This window comes from Chryseobacterium camelliae (assembly GCF_002770595.1).
Taxonomy (GTDB): Bacteria; Bacteroidota; Bacteroidia; order Flavobacteriales; family Weeksellaceae; genus Chryseobacterium; species Chryseobacterium camelliae.
On record NZ_CP022986.1, the window covers coordinates 2,297,936 to 2,316,859 of the forward strand.

The following is an 18,924-nucleotide window of genomic DNA, read 5'->3' on the forward strand; positions in this document are numbered from 1 at the left end:
TGAAATAAAGATACTAATTAGTTTATTAAGTTAATCAATAATTTAAGGCAGTTTCGCTACCAGACTTTCCGGCAATATTTTCAGGATCAAATAAATGATCTTCCATTTAAAATTGGGGACAATCGTAAAAGAGTTTCCGGCATTCACAATAGATCCTGCCACATAATCCGGCTCCATGATCAGTGATTCGTTCAGCTGCAGGCCTGCATTGATTTTGGTCCTGATATACCCGATCACCAGAGCATTGACCATAATATTCCGGGAAGCCAGCTCCTGTCGTAATCCGGCCAGGTAAGTGGTGAAAGCCGCTTTGGTACTTCCGTAGACAAAATTGCTTTTCCTTCCCCGGACACCCGAAAGCGAAGATAAGCCGATGATCCGCTCCAGGTTTTTGTTTTCCTGATCCATGGCAATGATATTCAGTATGGAAACTGCACCCATATAATTAACCATCATCATCTGTCTGGCTCCGGCAAAATCCTTCAAGGCAGTTTCATTATCCACCAGGAATCCGGCCGCATACACCACAATATGGGGTTTGGCAGGAAGCGCGTCATATAAGCTCTGATGGGCATCGAAATTCACTGCATCGAAACTGAGTACCGTAACTTTAGGACTCAGGTTATTCTCCCGGACAAAATTTTCTAAGGAACTGATGTTTCTGGAAGCAGCCATAACAGAAAACCCTTTCTGAACATACTGCTTCATGCATTGTTTGGCTACATCTGAATTGGCGCCGAGAATGAGAACGGTTTTGGCTTTATTGTGTTCCATCCGGTAAAGATATTTTATTTTAGAGGTTTACCGCAAATTTTTAATGTGGCTGCGAAATAAATGGCATTTTAACGGCTGTACAAGCACAGATCGATGTAGTGAGCACCAGTTCAGTGGTCATAAAAATTTCGGCGGGGTGAGCAAAGCTCACCCCGCCGAAACGAAATATTTTAAACAGTAAGAAATTACTTCTTATCCGCTTCAATTTCTTTTTTCTCTGCCGCTTTTTCCGCAGCTTTGGCTTTCTCTCCGAAACGGGCTTCCGTAAACTCCCTGGAAACAGCCGCTTTCTCGAATTTCAGTTTTCCTGATAAAGTTTCGATCACAAAACCGTCATCCTGAACCTGGGCAATCCTTCCGTGAAGACCGGAGGTAAGCACCACTCTGGCGCCAACTTTAAGGGTTTCCTGGAAGTTTTTCTCCTGCTTCTGCTTTTTCATCTGAGGCCTGATCATCAGGAAATAGAACCCTACGAACATCGCTCCCATCATGATCAGCATCATCGGAGAGCTCCCTCCTGCAGCAGGTGCCTGTAAAAATATGGATAATATATTCATTGTATTATGGTTGAATGTTAGCTGTGAACGTTAGTTTTACCGGCGCTTTTTCCACATTGGCAAAAACGTCTGCATATTTATTCACATTACCGTCGAAATTGGAAGAATCGAAATGCAAAGTGATTTTTCCTTTTTTACCCGGCATAATCGGTTCTTTGGTAAAGTCAGGAACCGTACATCCGCATCCCGGTTTTACTTCAGAAATAACCAGCGGATTGCTTCCGGTATTGGTCACTTCATATACATGCTCTACCTTGTCTCCTTTTTTGATTTTTCCGAAATCGAAATTACTTTCAGATAATGCAATCGTTGTTAAAGGCTGATTGGATGATTGTGCAGCGGCAGGTGTTTCACCGGAAACTGCCGGTGTCTGAGCCATGGCTGAATCACCAGGAGCAGCAGTCATTGTATTGGCAGAATCCGTAACGGCAGTTTCAGTACCTGCAGTTTCTTTCTGCTCTTTCTTACAAGAAACTAAACCAAAGCCTATGATAGATAAGGCGATTAATGATAACGTCTTTTTCATATAATTAATTTATATTCTGTTTTTATCTTTACAATATTTATCCAGGATTCCATTGATGAATATGTTGGACCGTTCCGTAGCAAATACTTTGGCAATCTCAATATATTCATTGATAATGACTCTTGAAGGTGTGAAAGGAAAGTTGTCCAGTTCCGAAATGGCTGTAGACAGGATTACTTTATCCATCAGGGCAACCCTTTCAAGATCCCAGTTTTCAAGCCTTTCGGAGAGTTTCTTTTCATTGTTCTCCCAGTTGTTCAGGGTATCCCTCAAAAGTTTGGCTGCAAAAGTCTTATCATCCTCATCTTTGATCATCTTGATCAGGGTCCTGCTCTCTTCATCTTCTTTCATAAAACCGATGGTTTTCTGAACCATGGAATTGGAGATGTGGATGTCATCGGACCATGAAAGTTCTTTATCCTCGATATAATCATGAAAATCATCATTCTCGGCAATATACCTCAGAAAAAGTTTTCCGATGAATTTCTGATCTGCCTCAAAAGAATACCCTTCTTCCTGCATAAAATCCTGATACCTCTTCCCGGCAGTGATTCTCTGGAATGTTCTTACCAGGAGGTCATCATGAAGGTCCCATTTCAGTTGTTTGTGCTGGCCTGTGAAGAAAAGACGTTCAGGATTTTCCTCCAGCTTGATCAGAATCTGATTGTTAATGAATTTCTGATTCGGGTTGATATCAGAATCGGTTTTAAGAAATTTGTTTTTACCGATCTCAATCTGATTTTCTGCCAATTCTTTCAAAGAAACCAGAAAATTGAGCTGATAGATGTAGAGGTAATAGATTTTTTCTATTCCGGAGAACATGTTTTTCTCTAAAACATCAAACTTAATAGGATTCTGGTAGTATGAGTACACACTCTCTACCACTTTTTCACGGATTTGTCGTCTTCCTAACATTCAAAGAGCTTTTATATGGCGGCAAAGATACAAAATTTAAAATTCACGGATTCGTAGTCTGCTCCTATTTTTGTAATTTTGTGATTCTGTATGAAAGCACTAAAAACCTTAAATCCCTATTTCTGGAAACATAAATTATTATTGTTTTGGGGATTGTTGTTCATCTTCGCCAGTAATTTTTTCAACATTTATAAAGTCCAGTTTGTCGGTAAATCCGTGGATGAACTTACGAAAAGCGGCAACCTCGGCTTTAACCGGCAGGTACTGATCTATGTAGCCATTATTGTAGGATGTTCCCTTCTTACAGGATTTTTCACCTTTATGATGCGGCAGACCATCATAGTGGCCTCCAGGAGAATTGAATACGATCTTAAAAATAAAATCTACCGGCATTACCAGGAACTGTCTCTAACGGATTACAAGCAGACCACCATCGGTGACCTGATGAACCGTTTGAGTGAAGATGTGGTTGCTGTAAGGATGTATCTGGGGCCAGGCGTGATGTATGTCGTCAACCTTGTCATCCTTCTGATCATTACGAGCATTTATATGCTGAAAACAGATGTGTCAATGACCGTATGGACCCTGCTTCCTCTACCCATCCTTTCCTTTATTATATTTAAGGTAAGCTCGATCATCAATAAGAAATCGAAGATCATGCAGAAAAGCCAGTCGGCGATTTCCACTTTTGTCCAGGACAGTTTTTCGGGCATTCGGGTGGTTAAGTTCTTTGCCCGCGAAAAATATATTGAAAAGAACTACGGCATTAAGGTTACCGATTATCAGAATAAAGCCCTGGACCTGGCTAAAACCGAAGCCTATTTTTTCACGATCATCCTTTTTGTGATCGGGCTGCTGAATGTGGTAATTATTCTGATTGGCGGACAGAAATATATCAGCGGATACCTGAGTGTGGGTAAGATTGCAGATTTTTTTATGTACATCAATATCCTGATCTGGCCATTCTCAATGGTAGGATGGGTGACCTCCGTGAACCAGAGGGCGGAAGCTTCCATGCAGAGAATCAATGAATTCATGGATAAGAAAACCGAAATCATCAACACCAACTTTGACGAATACACCATTAAAGGAGATATTGAATTCAGAAATGTATCCTATGTGTATCCGAATACGGGCATCAAAGCGCTGGATAACCTCAGTTTCAAAGTAAAAGCCGGAGAATCCCTCGCCATTATGGGTAAGACGGGAAGCGGAAAATCCACGATTGCCTTATTGTTATGCCGCCTTATTGACCCTACTTCCGGGGAGATACTCATCGACGGGAAAAACCTTAAGGAACATAACCTGGACAACTACAGGAAATTCATCGGATACATCCCGCAGGAAAGCTACCTGTTCTCGGATTCCATAGAACATAATATAGGATTTGCCATTGACCATCCTTCCCATGAACGCGTTGTGGAATATGCCAAAATTGCAGATGTCCATAAAAACATCATCGGTTTCAAGGAACAGTATAAAACGATGGTAGGAGAACGGGGCGTGATGCTTTCCGGTGGACAGAAACAGAGGATCTGTATTGCACGTGCCCTGATCAAGGACCCGAATATCATCATATTTGACGATTCCCTATCTGCACTGGACACGGAAACAGAACACAATATCCTGGAAAATATCGAAGCTAAAATACAGAACGCCACTTCTATAATCATCACGCACAGAGAGTCTAGCGCCCAGAAAGCGCACCAGATCATTAATCTCACCGAAATTAACAATTCTGTAACATCGTAGTCATTTCATTTTCAATTGTTAAATAAATCATAAAAAAAATTTTGTGATTAAAAGAAAACTTATATATTTGTTCTTAACAAGATTAAAAATTATCTAACAATGAGTGAATACAAGGAACGCCACGAAAATGAAATTTTCACGAAGGTGTTAAAAGCAGGAAGAAGAACTTATTTCTTTGATGTGCGCGAGACGAAAGCGGGAGATTATTATCTTACGATTACCGAAAGTAAAAAGAATTTCGGAGACAATGGAGAAGCTACATTTGAAAAGCACAAAATTTATCTTTATAAAGAGGATTTCAAAAGTTTCCAGGAAATGTTTAATGAATCCACAGATTTCATCATTAACGAAAAAGGAGAGGATGTAATTTCAGAAAAGCATGACAAAGACTTCAAGAGCAGATCATATACAATAGATTCTGACGAAGAAGTTTAAATCATACCAATATCTAAAAACACAAGCATCTGAAGAAAGATGCTTTTTTTATGCCCGCCGCCCTTTCTTTATTAAAGAGCGAGAATAAGCAACACAATAAGGGCAATCACAATAATGACCGCAATGGTTATTTTAGTTACAGATAACGGCTTTTTTCCGTGGATCTTTCCGGTCTGTCCGTTGACGATATAAAAATACGGTTTCCCTTTGAACAGGTACTGGCAATGCCATACGGGAAGCAGCATATGTTTGAACGTCTCTTTACTATACTGCGTCTCAATAGATAAATTCCTGAACGTATCCTCACTAAGCAATTCCTTACACGCATGCTCAATCCTGCCATCAATATACTGACGAAACAGGTTGTAGGAACGGGTCATATCTTCATCATAGGCTTTGGCACTCCAGCCTAATAAATACTCCTGCTGGTATGGTTTCAGGCTGTTCAGGTGGAAAGGATAGATTTCCCGGATGATTTCCTGATCGAACTCTTTTGACCCCGATATCAGCACATCATCAAAGAAATGGCTGAAATGCCCTGACCGGTAGGTCCAGTCGGTACGGCGTTCCTGCGTTACCTGGCTTTTCCCCTGGGAATCTGTATAGGTCACATCCACATAATAATACCTGCCGGAGTCTCCCGACCATTCGCTTTCCGTGTGTGAATCAAAGGTCCAGAAAGGAACATAATATCCCCGCATGGCATCATTGAGCGCCATTTTCTTTAAATCCGAATCATTCCAGAATCCTTTGCCGATCCATGCCTGAAAAGCATTCAATGCTTCCTCTTTTGATATTTCGAAAGGTACTACCGAAGCCGGAACAACAGGTTTTGTGCGGTAGGCTTCGGTATTGATGACATTATTACCGCAATACTGGCATTCGAAAAATGCAATATCCTGCGTGCTGATATTATCTTTTCCACATTTAGAACACCGGTAAGTCATGGATTGCAGTTCATTAACCGGCAAATGGGACGCCTGAAAATATTCGCTGATCTGATATTCTTCAATAACTTCAGCTCCAGAAGCAATAGGAATCTGTGTATTGCAGTGCAGGCATCTCAGGTTCTGGCTTTCAGAATCGAAGTTCAGCTCCGAATTGCAGTTGGGACAGGGATACTCTATGGTGTGGGCCATATGATCTATAGTTGTTTCAGGATCTCCTGTTTTTTAAGGGTAAATTCTTCTTCTGTAAGGATACCCTGTGACTTCAGTTCGCCAAGCTGCTTTAACACATCCATCAGTTCCGTCTTGCTTTTTGAAGTGGTATTCTCTGTATTCTGCGCAGACTGGTTCATGAAATTAGTCATCAGCACGCCGGCTCCCATGCCCATTGTATTACCTGCGTTATCGTTTTCTGAAATGTTCTCCAGGGAAATCCCGGCCTGCATCTTGTTGAAATCATCAAGGCTGCCTTTCAGGACATTCATCTGTGTTTTCTTATCCAGAATCCGCTCCACTTCTTCAGGCAGCGAAACGCTTTCTATAAAAAACTTTTCAAGGCTGATCCCGTAAGTGGCAAATTCCTGACGGAAAACAGGAAGCAGCGCATCACCCAGTTCAGAAAAATGCATGGACAGGTCCAGCACCGTAATCTTAGCTTCAGCAAAGCCTTCCGCCATTTTGCTGGCAATGATATTTTTAAGGGTTTCTTCAATCTGGCTGATCTTAACGTAAGGATTGGTTCCGGCAAACTCTGTAATCAGCTTTTTCGGATCAATGATCTTAATGGCAAAATTGCCGAAGGACCTTAAGCGTACCTGCCCCAGTTCCGCATCCCGCATGATGATCGGCGAAGATGTCCCCCACTTCAGATTGGTGAACTGCCGGGTGTTGACAAAGTAAATATCTACTTTAAACGGAGAATTGAATAAATATTTCCATGACTTTAATGTGGTGGTGATCGGCATATTATTCGTGGAAAGGGTATGAAGGCCCGGATAATAAGTATCCCCAAACTCCCCTTCATTCATCAGCACAGCAACCTGGCTTTCACGTACGGTGAGCTTTGCTCCATTCTTTATGTCATTTCCTTTATCCTGGAATTTCCATATCAGGATATCGTTGCTGTTATCTACCCATTCGATAACTTCGATGAATTCATTCGTTATAAAATCAAATATTCCCATTGGTAAAATATTAGTTTAAAGATGGTGTTCAGAAACAAATATAAAAGAAAAATCCATGCGTTGGAAAATCTTTTCACCTGAATTTGATATTTTCCTGATTTAGAAATATTTCATGTCAGAAAGGGGCTGAAATGAAAAAATCCCATCATTGCTGACAGGATTTTAAAATCTGGGTGAATGATGGGTCTCGAACCCACGACCTTCGGAACCACAATCCGACGCTCTAACCAACTGAGCTACAATCACCGTTTTGTGGTTGCAAATATAGGAATAATTTTTAAACTACAAAACAATTCCGTCAAAATTTTTCAGTGCCACTAACTTTTCAGTGGTAAACCCCTCTGCATAGGTGACTCCGGAAAGCCTGCCGAGGTCCTGTGCACGATACGTAAGGCTTTCAAGGAAATCTTTTGTGGCGATAGGTGTTACCGGTTCTTTAGAGTCAGGATCATAAAACTGGGTTTTAAATGCCATACAGGCTTCAATTTTCTTATCCAGATGCTCAGAGATGTCGATGACAAATTCAGGCGTGATATTTTTCCATTGGATGTAATGAAAAATATGCTTTGGCCTCCACACTTCCTGGTTTTCCCCCTGATCAACGGTCTCAATCTTCATTAAGCCGGCTAAAAAGCACGCATCCGATACTAATTTCGCCGCTTTTGCATGATCCGGGTGTCTGTCATCAATAGCATTGGCCAGGACGATTTCCGGGCGGTATCTGCGAATCATTTTTACGATCATCATCTGGTATTCCTCGGAGTTGACAAGAAAGCCGTCCTTCATTCCAAGGTTTTCTCTGGCAGAGACGCCTAATATTGCTGCTGATCGTGTAGCTTCTTCTTTTCTGGTCTGGTCAGTTCCCCGGGTTCCAAGTTCCCCTTTGGTAAGATCTACAATTGCGCAGGTCTTCCCTTCTGAGATTAATTTGGCAATCGTTCCGCCGCATCCCAGCTCTACATCATCCGGATGTGCCCCGAAAGCTAATATATCTGTTTTCATAGAGTCAAAGGTACGCCTTAAACTAAAAACTTCCCAAACATTGCGATTGGGAAGTTCTGTTGTATATGATTTAAATTATTTATTGATTTCTGCATTCAGCTTCACTGCATCCTGGTAAGCAGGATCCAACTGTATTGATTTTGCTACATATTCTTTTGCTTTAGCCGCATTTGAATCTTTCTCCATATAAGCCACGGCAAAATAGGCATAGGCCAGCGTCTGCTTATTGGCTTCCTGATCTGCAGGTTTAACGGTGCTGATGAATTTTTCATAGGCAGCCTTTGCAGCATCATTATTACCAGACTGCTGATAAGAGTATCCTAAGCTGTAGTAACCGGGAGCCCAGTCAGGAAGAAGGGCATTCATTTTCTGCCATGTCTGGATCGCTCCGTTCCAGTTTTTAGCATCCTGGTATGCTGTTGCCAGTTTAAACAGAGAATCTGTATCCTGAGCATTGGCAGCCACTTTCTGCTTCAATCCTTCAATGGTAGGATTGGTAGGCCCTGCATCAACAGTAGCCTGAGAGGCTGCTCCTCCCCCTGAGATTTTAGCCAGCTCCATGTCCCACTTCATTGTTTCATCTTTTGCAGCTTTAGCAATAGCAATCTTCTGCTGTGCCTCAGTAGTTAAAGCTGTTTTCTTAGCGGCATCGGTTTCCGTCTTAGCAAGTCCTGCAGCGATTAATCCCTGAAGACCCTGGTCAGCCGGCTGGATCCTTGATTTTTCAGCTTTTGACACGAAATTATCCATATTCTGTTTCGCTTCGGCATACTTACCTTCAGCATACAGCTGATAAGCTCTTAATTTAAATTTGATCGGATCATCAATCTTATCAAAAATCTTATCTAAGATCGCTTTTGAATTGGTATAATCCTCATTGGTAAAATACAACTTGGCAATTTCCAACTGAGTATACGGATCTTCATCAGCATACTTGGTATAGTTGATCAGATCCTGAGTAGCTTTTGCATTTTCCTGGTATCGGATATCATACGCTGCCATTGCTTTGTAGGCAGGGGCATAAGTAGGATCCGTTGCAATGGCTTTCTCAATGCTGGTTTTAGCCTGCTGCCATTGTTGTGCAGCCATCCATAGGGTACCGATTCTGGTATATACGGACGCTTTATTTTTTGCTAATGGCAAAGCTTTATCGTATGCAGTCATCGCATCACCAGGAATTTTCTTTAAGCGGTAAGCGTCACCTAATGTATAATAGTAGTACGCAGGAACATCTTTCTTAGCTCTTTCAATTGCTTTATTCAGGTACTGGATCGCTAAATCCGGTGAGTTATTTTTATCAAAAAGAGTTAAGGCTTCAGCGGCTCTGAAAAGCACTTCAGCATCCTTTTCTCTTGAGTCGGTAACAATTTTCTGTATCTCTGCAACAGCAGCTTTATCGCCTTTTCCCAGTTTCACAGCAGCCAATCCTATTTTATTCAGGTAGCTTTTGCTGTCTGCGGCAAGTCCTTTGTTGAAACTTTCAGTGGCTTTGGCATAATCCGGCTCAGACTGTCTCAGGTATGTATTCCCAAGATAGAAATAATTCTCGGCCGTTGGTGCCTTGGCAACCATATCAGTAAAATTAGTTTTCGCCTGGGCAAATTTATCACTGTCTATACTGTTAATACCGTCCTGTAATGTTTGCGCAGAAGCAAAACCGGTAAAAAATACTACGGCTGCTCCTAAAGCAATCTTTTTTACATTCATACTCATATTCATTATATCTTTCATTTTATATTTTTCTAAACGACTATTTATTCACAATTTTCAGACCAAAATACTGTAATTATTCGGAGTACAGTTATACTTTAATATTTTTTAACGCATCTGCACTTCTCTCCTGTAGAGATTGTAAGGCTGAAGCCCTTCCTTCTGTACAATCATCTGACCCAGTTGGGTACATGAATACCTGATGAACCCGTTAGCAATATTGAAGTTTCCTTCATTGGTCAGGAAATACAATACTCTTGTAAAAGGATATTTCATTTTCCGGAGTCCTTCAGAATCGGGCAGATAGGAAGCTTTACCATTTTGAACAGGAAGAATTTTCACTTTATCCCTTAATTCTTCAGACAGCTTATCATAAGGTCTACTGAAGGTATTAAGGCCGATCACACCTATTTTATCCGGATATTTACTCAGTTCTTCTATGATATTCTGATTTCCAGGAATAACTGAAAACTGCAGCTCTTTCGGTTGCCTTTTCAGTTTCTGAGCGACAAAATTCAAGTTGCTTGAATTGGTTCCGTCAAAAATAAATGGTTTGCTTTCAGACATCATTCCGTTTTTGATTTCCTCCATAGAGATACTCTGTCTGGAAGATTCTTTAGGAACGATAAAAATAACAGCATCTGCTGCAAACCTTGCAGGCAGGAACTTCAGTTCTACATGCTCCTCATAGGTCTTGATTTCTTTCGGGGTCAGGTCTCTGGACATGACTGCAACCCGCGCTTTATCATTCAGCAGGTCTATGAAGCCTAGGTCTTCTTTTTTGGTAACCACCTTAATCTTAGCATCGGGATAACTGATCATATATCCGTCTGCAAGGGCTTCCGTAACACTTTTGAAAGACTCATCCGTAAGAATGGTCATTTCTCCTTTGTAATACGATGGTGATTTTTCTTCTTTCTTACAGTTCAGCAGTACAAAACTGCACAATACTATGGATAGGACTTTAAAACTATTCTTCATCTTTTGATTTCTTGATTCTTGTAACAGCCCGGAAAATTCTGAAAATTCCGTAAATAATCAGCAGCCCTCCCAAAGGGTAGGCAACGGTAGGGTCTAAGATAGTGAAGAAGAATTTGTAGACCATGACTACAATCCCGAGAACGATATAAAATATTCCTGTTACCAGGGACAACCAGTTGAACATCATGTAACAAAAATACCAAAAAAAATAAAAAGAGAAGCATATGCTTCTCTTTTTTAAACTTTATTTAAAGATAGATAATATGAATTACCCTTCAAAATTCATGGATACGGGGAATCTAAATCTATAACGTACTGCCTGACCGTTGATTTTAGCCGGAGCCCATTTGTTTTTAATAGATTTGATCGTTCTTACCGCTTCAGCATTGAAGTCTGAATTTTTTCCGGAAGCTTTAACGTCAGTAATACTTCCATCTCTTTCAACAACGAAAGTAATTTCAGTTTTAACGGCACCTTCATCACCACTCATTGCAGAACCATCGAAACTATTCTGAAATTTATTTCGAAAAGCATTGATTCCTCCAGGGAATTCAGCTGTCTGCTCTACCTCCGTATATACCTGAGTATCGCTTACCTGAGGTTTCACTTCCGCAGTGGAAGTTCTTGTACCTGTGGATGGCGGCGGTGGCGGTGGTGTATAAGCCGGAGCTTTTACCCCTTCCTGATTCACAAGACCCGTTGTCGTTTCCAACTGCTTGGAAATCGGCGGCGGAGGTGTTTCAAGCTTTGGAGCTTTTACCGGCTCCGGAACCACGTTCTGGATAATTTCAATTTTCTCCTCTTCCTTTGGTGGCGGAGGTGGTGGTGGTTCTTCTTCTTTCGGCTGTTCGATAATCTTATCTTCCTGGATAACCTCTACAAGGTCAGCTTTAACCTCCTGTTTTTCAGGTGCATTAAGCCTTTGAATGGTAAGATAAATAAAAGGAGACAAAGCCGCAACGAGAAATAATGCAGTCCCGATGATGAAAGATTTCGTCAGTAATTTAGGATACTGACTTCTCAGGTCATAGGCACCATACTCCTTGTTTCTATTTTCAAATACAATTTCATCTAAAGTAAGATTGGAATTGTATACATTTTCATCTGCCATAGATTTACAATTTAATGGATTAAATTACTTTGTAGCAGCTGCTGCAGCTCCTGTGTTACCCACTTTCTTGTCGTAAATAGCTTTTTCCCAAGGCTTAAGATCAGTCACACCGTACTGTTCGCTTTTGGTAATGGCCATTTCATCAAGAATATCTACAAAGTTCTTATATACGGCATCGTCAGTCGGCTTGATAATAACGGTAAATTTCGTTTTATCAGCTGCATTGGCTTTTGCCTGCTCAATCACTTTTCTGATTCCGTCTCTGTCGAAGGTAGTTTCATTAAGGTTCTGATCCGTCAAGGAAGTATTATCCTGCTGGTGCCAGAAAATCCTGTTGTCCTTACCTAACAATAAAGAGATGGAATTTGAAAGTTTAATTTCTGTCGGGGGTGGTTTTTTGGTTTCATCTTTCGGTTTTGCCGGAAGACCTAAATCCATTACATTCGGTTTAGAGAATGTCGTTGTAAACATAAAGAAGGTAATCAATAGAAAACCCAAGTCCACCATCGGAGTCATATCGACTCTGGTACTCTGTTTCTTGGAACGTACCTTGCCGCCTTTGGCGCCTTTTTCCTGTACTTGTACTTCTGCCATTTCTAAACGATATTATTCATTAGGTTTACCTTCTTGTGATGTAATCAACCAAAATTTAAGAAAATCGATGTCTCTTAAACCCTCAAATAAGCTTTTTACTTTTGGATACTGTGTCGTTACGTCTCCTTTGATTGCTAACTTGTAATCCGGATTAACGCTCAGACTCTGCTGTACCCAATCTACTAACTGCTTATTTGTACTATCCATAGGAATCCCAGTAGGACTCTTGAAATTTTTCTGCTCCTCATCTGACAAATCGAGATAGCTCTTCAGCTGGCTCATAGGAACCCCAATCGCCTGTACTTTCTGGAATGCAGCTTTTTCATTGTTGTCAAAAGTAAGTCCGTATTTCTGACCCATTTTGTCTAAAAGCTGTAGTCTTTCTGATGCATTCTCTACCGGTTGGAAATAGAATTTCCCGTCTGGTGTAGCGTTAATGGTCATCAAACTGGCATCTGGAAGTATTTTCTCTGATATTGAAGATGGCGGTTTAATCTGCTCCACGTCAGGCTTTTTAAACTGAGTGGTCAGGATAAAGAATGTAAGCAGCAGGAACGCAACGTCACACATTGCCGTCATATCCGTCACTACTCCATGTCTTTTAGGTTTGACTCTCGCCATTATTATTTATGATTTTTTAATTAAACTTCTTTTGATGATTGGATGGATTACCAATCTCGGCCGGTTCTTAGTTGAACTCAGCGAAAGACTGCTGGATGCTCATAGCGATCTCATCGATCTTATAAGTTAATCCGTCAATTTTAGAAGTAAAGAAGTTGTAAAGAATGATTGCGATTGCTGAAGTACCAATACCTAAAGCCGTGTTGATCAATGCTTCGGAGATACCTGTAGAAAGTGCAGCAGCATCCGGAGTACCACCTCCTGAACCTAACGCGAAGAATGCCTTGATCATCCCGATTACGGTTCCTAAAAGCGCTACTAATGTTGCAACAGTACCTAATGTAGAAAGGATCATCATGTTTTTCTCCAACATTGGCATTTCAAGAGTAGTAGCCTCTTCAATCGCTTTGTTAAGCGCTACCATCTTCTGCTCTTTGTTTAATGTAGTATCGTGAGAAAGGGCCTTGTACGTCGTAAGACCTTCTTTCACAACGTTACCTACAGATCCTTGCTGTCTGTCGCACTCTTCCAAAGCTTCGTCAACTCTGTTCTGGTTCAACAGGCTTCTTACCTGGATCACGAAATTGTCTAAGTTTCCTTTTCCGGCAGCTTTGCTAAGCACGAAATATCTTTCAAAAGAGAACACGATTACAGTGATCATAAATGTAATCAGGATCGGTACAATTACCCCTCCTTTGTAGATAATTCCTAAAAACGATTCTGGGTGAATGTCCTTCCCCTCAACACTTGAAAAAGCTACAGAGCCACCTCCCAGTTTATCTGCATCCTTGAAATTTCCTGGATTACCAAGAACGAATAAATAAATAGCAACTCCTATTAAAAACAGAATAGGAATAATTACAGCTGGGTTTAAACCTCCCGCTTTTCTAGCAACTACTTGCTCATCATTTTTTGAAACATTCATTTCCATATTTAACTAAATTATATTGTTTTAAAATTTTACAAGATGTAAATTAAAGGCAAAATTAATTAAAATGCAAGAGTCTTAAATAAACATTTTACTTTTTTTTGACAAAGAAATTTCAATACGATTCCGATATTTCAATTATCATGTCTATTTTTAACAATATTTTCTGATTTTCAAAAATACATTAAAAAATCAGAAAATTTAAGACCACATTTTTTTTAAATCACCAATATTAATTTTTATTTAAATTACTATATTAACGATCCGGTGATGCACTACAATGATCTTTTTAGGGGTTTTCCCCTCCAGGATCTGCTGCATTTTTTCATCCTGAATCACCATTTCCTCCACTTCTTTCACCGATAGCTGGGCAGATAACGGCAATTTGAATTTCATTTTCCCGTTAACGCTTACCGGATATTCGATTTCGTCCTCTACCAGATAGTCTTCATTCAGCACCGGGAATTGTTCAAACTCGATGGAAGTACCGTGTCCCAGCAGGCTCCAGAGCTCTTCACAGATGTGCGGCGCATATGGAGAAATGATAACGGACAACGGTTCTAAAATATTGCGTTTATTGCATTTTATTTTTTGAAGCTCATTAACCGCAATCATAAAGGACGATACCGAAGTATTGAATGAAAAATGTTCGATATCATACACCACCTTTTTTATCAGGGTATGCAGGACTTTATATTCCGCTTTTGTCGGAGCCTCATCGGACACTTCAAAAACTTCGCCATTAAAATATAAATTCCAGAATTTTTTCAGAAAACCGTACACTCCGCTTAGTCCTTGTGTATTCCATGGCTTGGATTGTTCCAAAGGTCCCAGGAACATTTCATACAGTCTCAGTCCGTCTGCCCCGTATTCCTGGCAGATATCATCCGGATTCACTACATTATATTTGGATTTGGACATTTTCTCTACTTCGCGGCCAGTGATGTATTTTCCGTCTTCCAGGATAAATTCCGCATTGGCAAAGTCAGGCCTCCAGGTTTTGAATGCTTCAGTATCCAGTTCATCCGATGCTCCCTTTAATAAGGATACATCTACGTGGATCTGCTGGGTCTTATACTCTTTTGCTAAATTTTTGGAAACATATTGGTTCGTCCCTTCAATCCTGTACACAAAAGCACTCATCCCGAGAATCATCCCCTGGTTGATCAGCTTCCGGAAAGGTTCGTCATGGCTGATATATCCCCTGTCTTTTAAGAACATGTTCCAGAAACGGGAATACAGCAGGTGGCCTGTAGCATGCTCGCTCCCTCCGATATACAGGTCTACCTGTCCCCAGTAGTCAGCCAGTTCCTTTTTAACGAAAACTTCAGCATCGTGCGGGTCCATATACCGTAGGAAATACCATGAGCTTCCTGCCCAGCCCGGCATGGTGGATAATTCCAGCGGGAAAACCGTCTCTTCATCAATAAGGTCCGTAGAGACTACTTTCTGGTTCACCTCATTCCACGCAAACATTTTTGCGTTACCCAAAGGCGGATCACCATCTTCCGTAGGAAGGTATTTCTCCACTTCCGGAAGTTCAAGAGGCAATGCAGAGGCCGGTAATGTGTACGGCATTCCATCCTTATAATATACAGGAACCGGTTCACCCCAATATCTTTGCCTTGAGAAAATGGCATCCCTCTGGCGGTAATTGGTTGTTCCGTTTCCGATAGCTTTTTTCTCAATCGCAGTAATGATGACGGCTTTGGCTTCCTGATAGCTCAATCCGTTTAAGAAATCAGAGTTTACACAAACGGAATCCTTAGAATCGAAGGCATTTTCCTGGATGTCTTCATCCGTCTCCACAACCTTTCTGATTTCCAGGTTGAATTTCTTAGCAAACCTGTGGTCACGCTCATCATGAGCCGGTACTGCCATTACGGCTCCTGTTCCGTAGCCCATTAAAACGTAGTCTGAAATATAGACCGGCATTGCCTTGCCGCTGAACGGATTTACAGCATATGCTCCTGTAAAGGCGCCGCTCACGTTTTTCACATCAGACATCCTGTCTCTTTCCGTTTTCTTGGATGTTTCCTCTATATAATGATCGACTTCCGACTTTTGCTCGGGAGTAGTAATGGTATCCACTAAAGGATGTTCGGGAGCCAGCACCATAAATGTCGCCCCGAAAATCGTATCCGGCCTTGTCGTGAACACTTCAATCGTTTCGTTATGGCTTTCCACATTGAATTTCACCTGGGCACCCTGTGATTTTCCGATCCAGTATTCCTGGGCATCTTTCAGCGGCTGCGGCCAATCGAGAGTATCCAGTCCCTGCAACAGCCTTTCTGAATAAGCAGAAATCCGCATGCTCCACTGCATCATCTTTTTCTGGTACACTGGATATCCGCCTCTTTCAGATTTTCCGTCTTTCACCTCATCATTGGCCAGGACTGTTCCCAGTGCAGGGCACCAGTTGACCGTGGTTTCCGCTCTATAGGCCAGACGGTAATTAAGCAGGATATCTTCTTTATCTATTTCAGAGGCCGCATTCCATTCCTCTGCAGTGAATTCAAGTACGTCATTTTGCTGGGCATCCAGTCCCTGGGTACCTTTTGCGGCAAAATGTTGTATCAGCGTATCGATTGATTCTGCCTTATCCGCAGTTTTATTGTACCATGAGTGGAACAGCTGGATGAAAATCCACTGGGTCCATTTATAATAGGAAGGGTCCGAAGTTCGCACTTCCCTGCTCCAGTCAAAAGAAAAACCGATCTTTCTCAGCTGTTCTTCATAGCGCGTAATATTCTGCTCTGTAGTCACAGCCGGATGCTGCCCGGTCTGGATCGCATACTGTTCAGCAGGCAGTCCGAAACTGTCATACCCTACCGGATGAAGCACATTGAATCCCTGATGCCTTTTGTACCGCGCATAAATATCCGAAGCAATATACCCGAGCGGGTGCCCTACATGCAGCCCTGCACCGGATGGATATGGGAACATGTCGAGAACATAAAATTTAGGTTTTTCGGGAGTATCGGAAGTTTTATAGGTTTGGTTTTCTTCCCAGTATTTCTGCCACTTTTTTTCTATCTGCTGATGATCGTAAAACACTTGTTGTAGATATTAGATGTTAGCCCTGAAGTCAGATATCAAATTATGAAATCAGGATGCACAAAAATAATAATTTTAAAAGAAATCAAAATTTAATTTTAAATTAAATCCATATGAAAACAAAAATCCCATCCGGGGATGAGATTGTAATAGGTATCATATCACCTTGCGCCTTACTGAGGGATTCTCTTCAGGGTATAGGTTACGGATTTATATTCGGTAGGATCTGTAGTATCTTCAAAAGCAATGTTCAGTGTAGTATCATTAAGAGTAACCACTTTGCCTTTGTCCGGTGCTACAATTCCCTGGTATTTCATTTCAACGGCTTTGCTGCTTTTGTCATACGTATACGTAAAATTACGGTCGAAAGTAGCCTGGCACTGGCCTGGTGTAGCACTGTCTCCATTATCGGTCCTTTTCCCTGTATTCCCTTCTTTAAATACCCATCTGGATGTTTTCTGACAGGTCGTATCAAAAGAAATCCCGTCTGAAACAGGAGTACCTGAAACAGGAACAACGGTTACCACTTGTTTTACAGGCTGCCATGTGCCTACAATCGGATATTCCATGGGAGTGTTGTCATCATCGTTACATCCGGTAGCTACAAATAATGACAGACCTGCAAATAGTAATGCTAATTTCTTCATGTATCAAATTTTTCAAGCGCTAAAATTATGATTTTTTTGATTGAATTAATAATATTTTATCAAAATTTATTCATCAGCAGTTTATTTCTGATTATTTGCCGGTTATGAATCATAATATAGCCGGTCTTTAATAAATATTGAAGCCAGCAAGCGGCCCATCTTGTCTTAAAAAAGTTATTTTTGCAGAGAAATAAATACAAATGCAAGATATAACGAAAAATAATTTTGACTTTATCCGTGTTCTCCTCGCGTTTATTGTCTTCTTAGGCCACCTGGGAACGCTGAGCGCCTCAAAGGAGCTCGCTTTTCTTGAAAACAGCCCGGTTGAGATTGCCGTTTTTGCCTTCTTTATCGTCAGCGGATTTCTTATTGCCCGAAGCTATGAGAGAACGTCCACCCTCTCACGGTATGCCAAAAAAAGATTCAACAGGATTGTGCCTGCCTATCTGCTTGTCGTCTTTCTATGTGCTATTCTGCTGAGTATGGTGAGCACCTATTCCTTCACCGCATATTTCACCAACCCTCAGGTCTATAAATATGTATTGTGGAATTCCCTGTTCATGAATTTTATGGCTCCTTACCTTCCTGGCGTATTCGGCAATGGCGCCGTCAACGGGGCTTTGTGGACGCTTAAAATTGAGATGTGCTTTTATATTGCGGTCCCGCTGATGTTTTTGTTATTCGGGAAAAATAATAAATACAGGAACATCAGTCTCACTGTATTGTATTTCCTTTCCCTGGTATACCTTAATTATTTCCGTCTCACCGGACATGCAGAGCTGTCCAGGCAGATCCCCGGTTCTTTATGCTACTTTATTGGGGGAATGCTTATTTATTTCAACTTTGATACGTTCATAAAAAACAAAAATGTCCTTTTTATCATTGCCATGGTTACGGTATGGATCGACCTGATCTTCAACATCAGGCTTTTCTCCCCTATTATGATCAGTATAATCGTCCTTTATATTGCTTATTCGTTCCGTTTCCTGAACAATTTCGGGAAATACGGGGATTTTACGTACGGAATTTATATCTTTCATTTTCCTATCATCAGGACATTCACCACGCTAGGCCTTTTTGAACACTATAACCCTTTCCTGATGAGCCTTGTCTGCATGCTGCTGGTGATTGCGGTAGGAATTGCATCCTGGCACCTGTATGAAAAAAGATTTTTATAATTTTA

At 41.1% G+C, this 18,924-nt stretch carries 19 protein-coding genes and 1 tRNA gene; 3 read left to right on the top strand and 17 right to left on the bottom strand.

What is annotated here, in order from left to right:
* Window positions 1-42: 42 nt before the first annotated feature.
* The 4 genes from CGB83_RS10570 to CGB83_RS10585 form a co-directional block, all read right to left on the bottom strand.
* Window positions 43-774 (bottom strand): SDR family NAD(P)-dependent oxidoreductase, encoded by a 732-nt coding sequence (locus tag CGB83_RS10570; RefSeq protein WP_100075731.1) that lies wholly within the window; start codon window positions 772-774, stop codon window positions 43-45.
* Window positions 775-959: 185 nt separating this feature from the next.
* Window positions 960-1,331 (bottom strand): preprotein translocase subunit YajC, encoded by a 372-nt coding sequence (gene yajC / locus CGB83_RS10575; protein ID WP_100075732.1) that lies wholly within the window; start codon window positions 1,329-1,331, stop codon window positions 960-962.
* A 4-nt stretch (window positions 1,332-1,335) separates the two neighbouring features.
* The gene (locus CGB83_RS10580) at window positions 1,336-1,857 is read right to left on the bottom strand and encodes a DUF1573 domain-containing protein (RefSeq protein WP_100075733.1); all 522 of its coding nucleotides are present in this window, start codon (window positions 1,855-1,857) and stop codon (window positions 1,336-1,338) included.
* Between the two features lie 9 nt (window positions 1,858-1,866).
* Window positions 1,867-2,772, bottom strand: coding sequence for a transcription antitermination protein NusB (locus CGB83_RS10585; protein ID WP_100075734.1), 906 nt, complete (start codon window positions 2,770-2,772; stop codon window positions 1,867-1,869).
* Window positions 2,773-2,862: 90 nt separating this feature from the next.
* Here CGB83_RS10585 and CGB83_RS10590 point away from each other — a divergent pair, with 90 nt between their 5' ends.
* Window positions 2,863-4,524, top strand: coding sequence for an ABC transporter ATP-binding protein (locus CGB83_RS10590; RefSeq protein WP_100075735.1), 1,662 nt, complete (start codon window positions 2,863-2,865; stop codon window positions 4,522-4,524).
* A gap of 99 nt (window positions 4,525-4,623) precedes the next feature.
* Complete coding sequence (locus tag CGB83_RS10595; RefSeq protein WP_100075736.1) at window positions 4,624-4,959, top strand: DUF3276 family protein; 336 nt, start codon at window positions 4,624-4,626, stop codon at window positions 4,957-4,959.
* 71 nt (window positions 4,960-5,030) lie between these two features.
* Here the strand turns inward: CGB83_RS10595 and CGB83_RS10600 are convergent, their stop codons facing one another.
* From CGB83_RS10600 to CGB83_RS10660, 13 genes are all read right to left on the bottom strand, one after another.
* Entirely contained in the window at window positions 5,031-6,098 is a 1,068-nt protein-coding gene (locus tag CGB83_RS10600; RefSeq protein WP_100075737.1) for an Rpo12/RPC10 RNA polymerase subunit family protein, read from the bottom strand.
* A gap of 5 nt (window positions 6,099-6,103) precedes the next feature.
* Window positions 6,104-7,090, bottom strand: a complete 987-nt coding sequence (locus CGB83_RS10605; RefSeq protein WP_100075738.1) for an SPFH domain-containing protein — start codon at window positions 7,088-7,090, stop codon at window positions 6,104-6,106.
* Window positions 7,091-7,261: 171 nt separating this feature from the next.
* Window positions 7,262-7,337: transfer RNA gene (locus tag CGB83_RS10610), tRNA-His, on the bottom strand.
* Between the two features lie 35 nt (window positions 7,338-7,372).
* Window positions 7,373-8,092, bottom strand: a complete 720-nt coding sequence (gene bshB1 / locus CGB83_RS10615) for a bacillithiol biosynthesis deacetylase BshB1 (protein WP_100075739.1) — start codon at window positions 8,090-8,092, stop codon at window positions 7,373-7,375.
* A gap of 75 nt (window positions 8,093-8,167) precedes the next feature.
* Window positions 8,168-9,823, bottom strand: coding sequence for a tetratricopeptide repeat protein (locus tag CGB83_RS10620; RefSeq protein WP_100075740.1), 1,656 nt, complete (start codon window positions 9,821-9,823; stop codon window positions 8,168-8,170).
* An 87-nt stretch (window positions 9,824-9,910) separates the two neighbouring features.
* Window positions 9,911-10,783: a PstS family phosphate ABC transporter substrate-binding protein gene (locus tag CGB83_RS10625; protein WP_100075741.1), complete on the bottom strand. Its 873-nt coding sequence runs from the start codon at window positions 10,781-10,783 to the stop codon at window positions 9,911-9,913.
* Entirely contained in the window at window positions 10,773-10,967 is a 195-nt protein-coding gene (locus tag CGB83_RS10630) for a DUF308 domain-containing protein (RefSeq protein WP_100077569.1), read from the bottom strand. Before CGB83_RS10630 ends, CGB83_RS10625 begins: the two co-directional genes overlap by 11 nt.
* An 84-nt stretch (window positions 10,968-11,051) precedes the next feature.
* Window positions 11,052-11,894, bottom strand: a complete 843-nt coding sequence (locus tag CGB83_RS10635) for an energy transducer TonB (protein WP_100075742.1) — start codon at window positions 11,892-11,894, stop codon at window positions 11,052-11,054.
* A gap of 24 nt (window positions 11,895-11,918) precedes the next feature.
* Complete coding sequence (locus tag CGB83_RS10640; RefSeq protein ID WP_100075743.1) at window positions 11,919-12,488, bottom strand: ExbD/TolR family protein; 570 nt, start codon at window positions 12,486-12,488, stop codon at window positions 11,919-11,921.
* A gap of 12 nt (window positions 12,489-12,500) precedes the next feature.
* Window positions 12,501-13,109, bottom strand: a complete 609-nt coding sequence (locus CGB83_RS10645; protein WP_100075744.1) for an ExbD/TolR family protein — start codon at window positions 13,107-13,109, stop codon at window positions 12,501-12,503.
* Window positions 13,110-13,176: 67 nt separating this feature from the next.
* On the bottom strand, window positions 13,177-14,040 hold the full coding sequence (locus tag CGB83_RS10650; RefSeq protein WP_100075745.1) for a MotA/TolQ/ExbB proton channel family protein: 864 nt from the start codon (window positions 14,038-14,040) through the stop codon (window positions 13,177-13,179).
* A 240-nt stretch (window positions 14,041-14,280) separates the two neighbouring features.
* A complete protein-coding gene (gene leuS / locus CGB83_RS10655; protein WP_100075746.1) occupies window positions 14,281-17,094 on the bottom strand; it encodes a leucine--tRNA ligase in 2,814 nt (937 codons plus the stop codon).
* 173 nt (window positions 17,095-17,267) lie between these two features.
* Window positions 17,268-17,741, bottom strand: coding sequence for a lipocalin family protein (locus tag CGB83_RS10660; protein WP_100075747.1), 474 nt, complete (start codon window positions 17,739-17,741; stop codon window positions 17,268-17,270).
* A gap of 200 nt (window positions 17,742-17,941) precedes the next feature.
* Between CGB83_RS10660 and CGB83_RS10665 the strand changes: the two genes are divergently transcribed.
* Window positions 17,942-18,919: an acyltransferase family protein gene (locus CGB83_RS10665; RefSeq protein WP_100075748.1), complete on the top strand. Its 978-nt coding sequence runs from the start codon at window positions 17,942-17,944 to the stop codon at window positions 18,917-18,919.
* Window positions 18,920-18,924 lie beyond the last annotated feature (5 nt).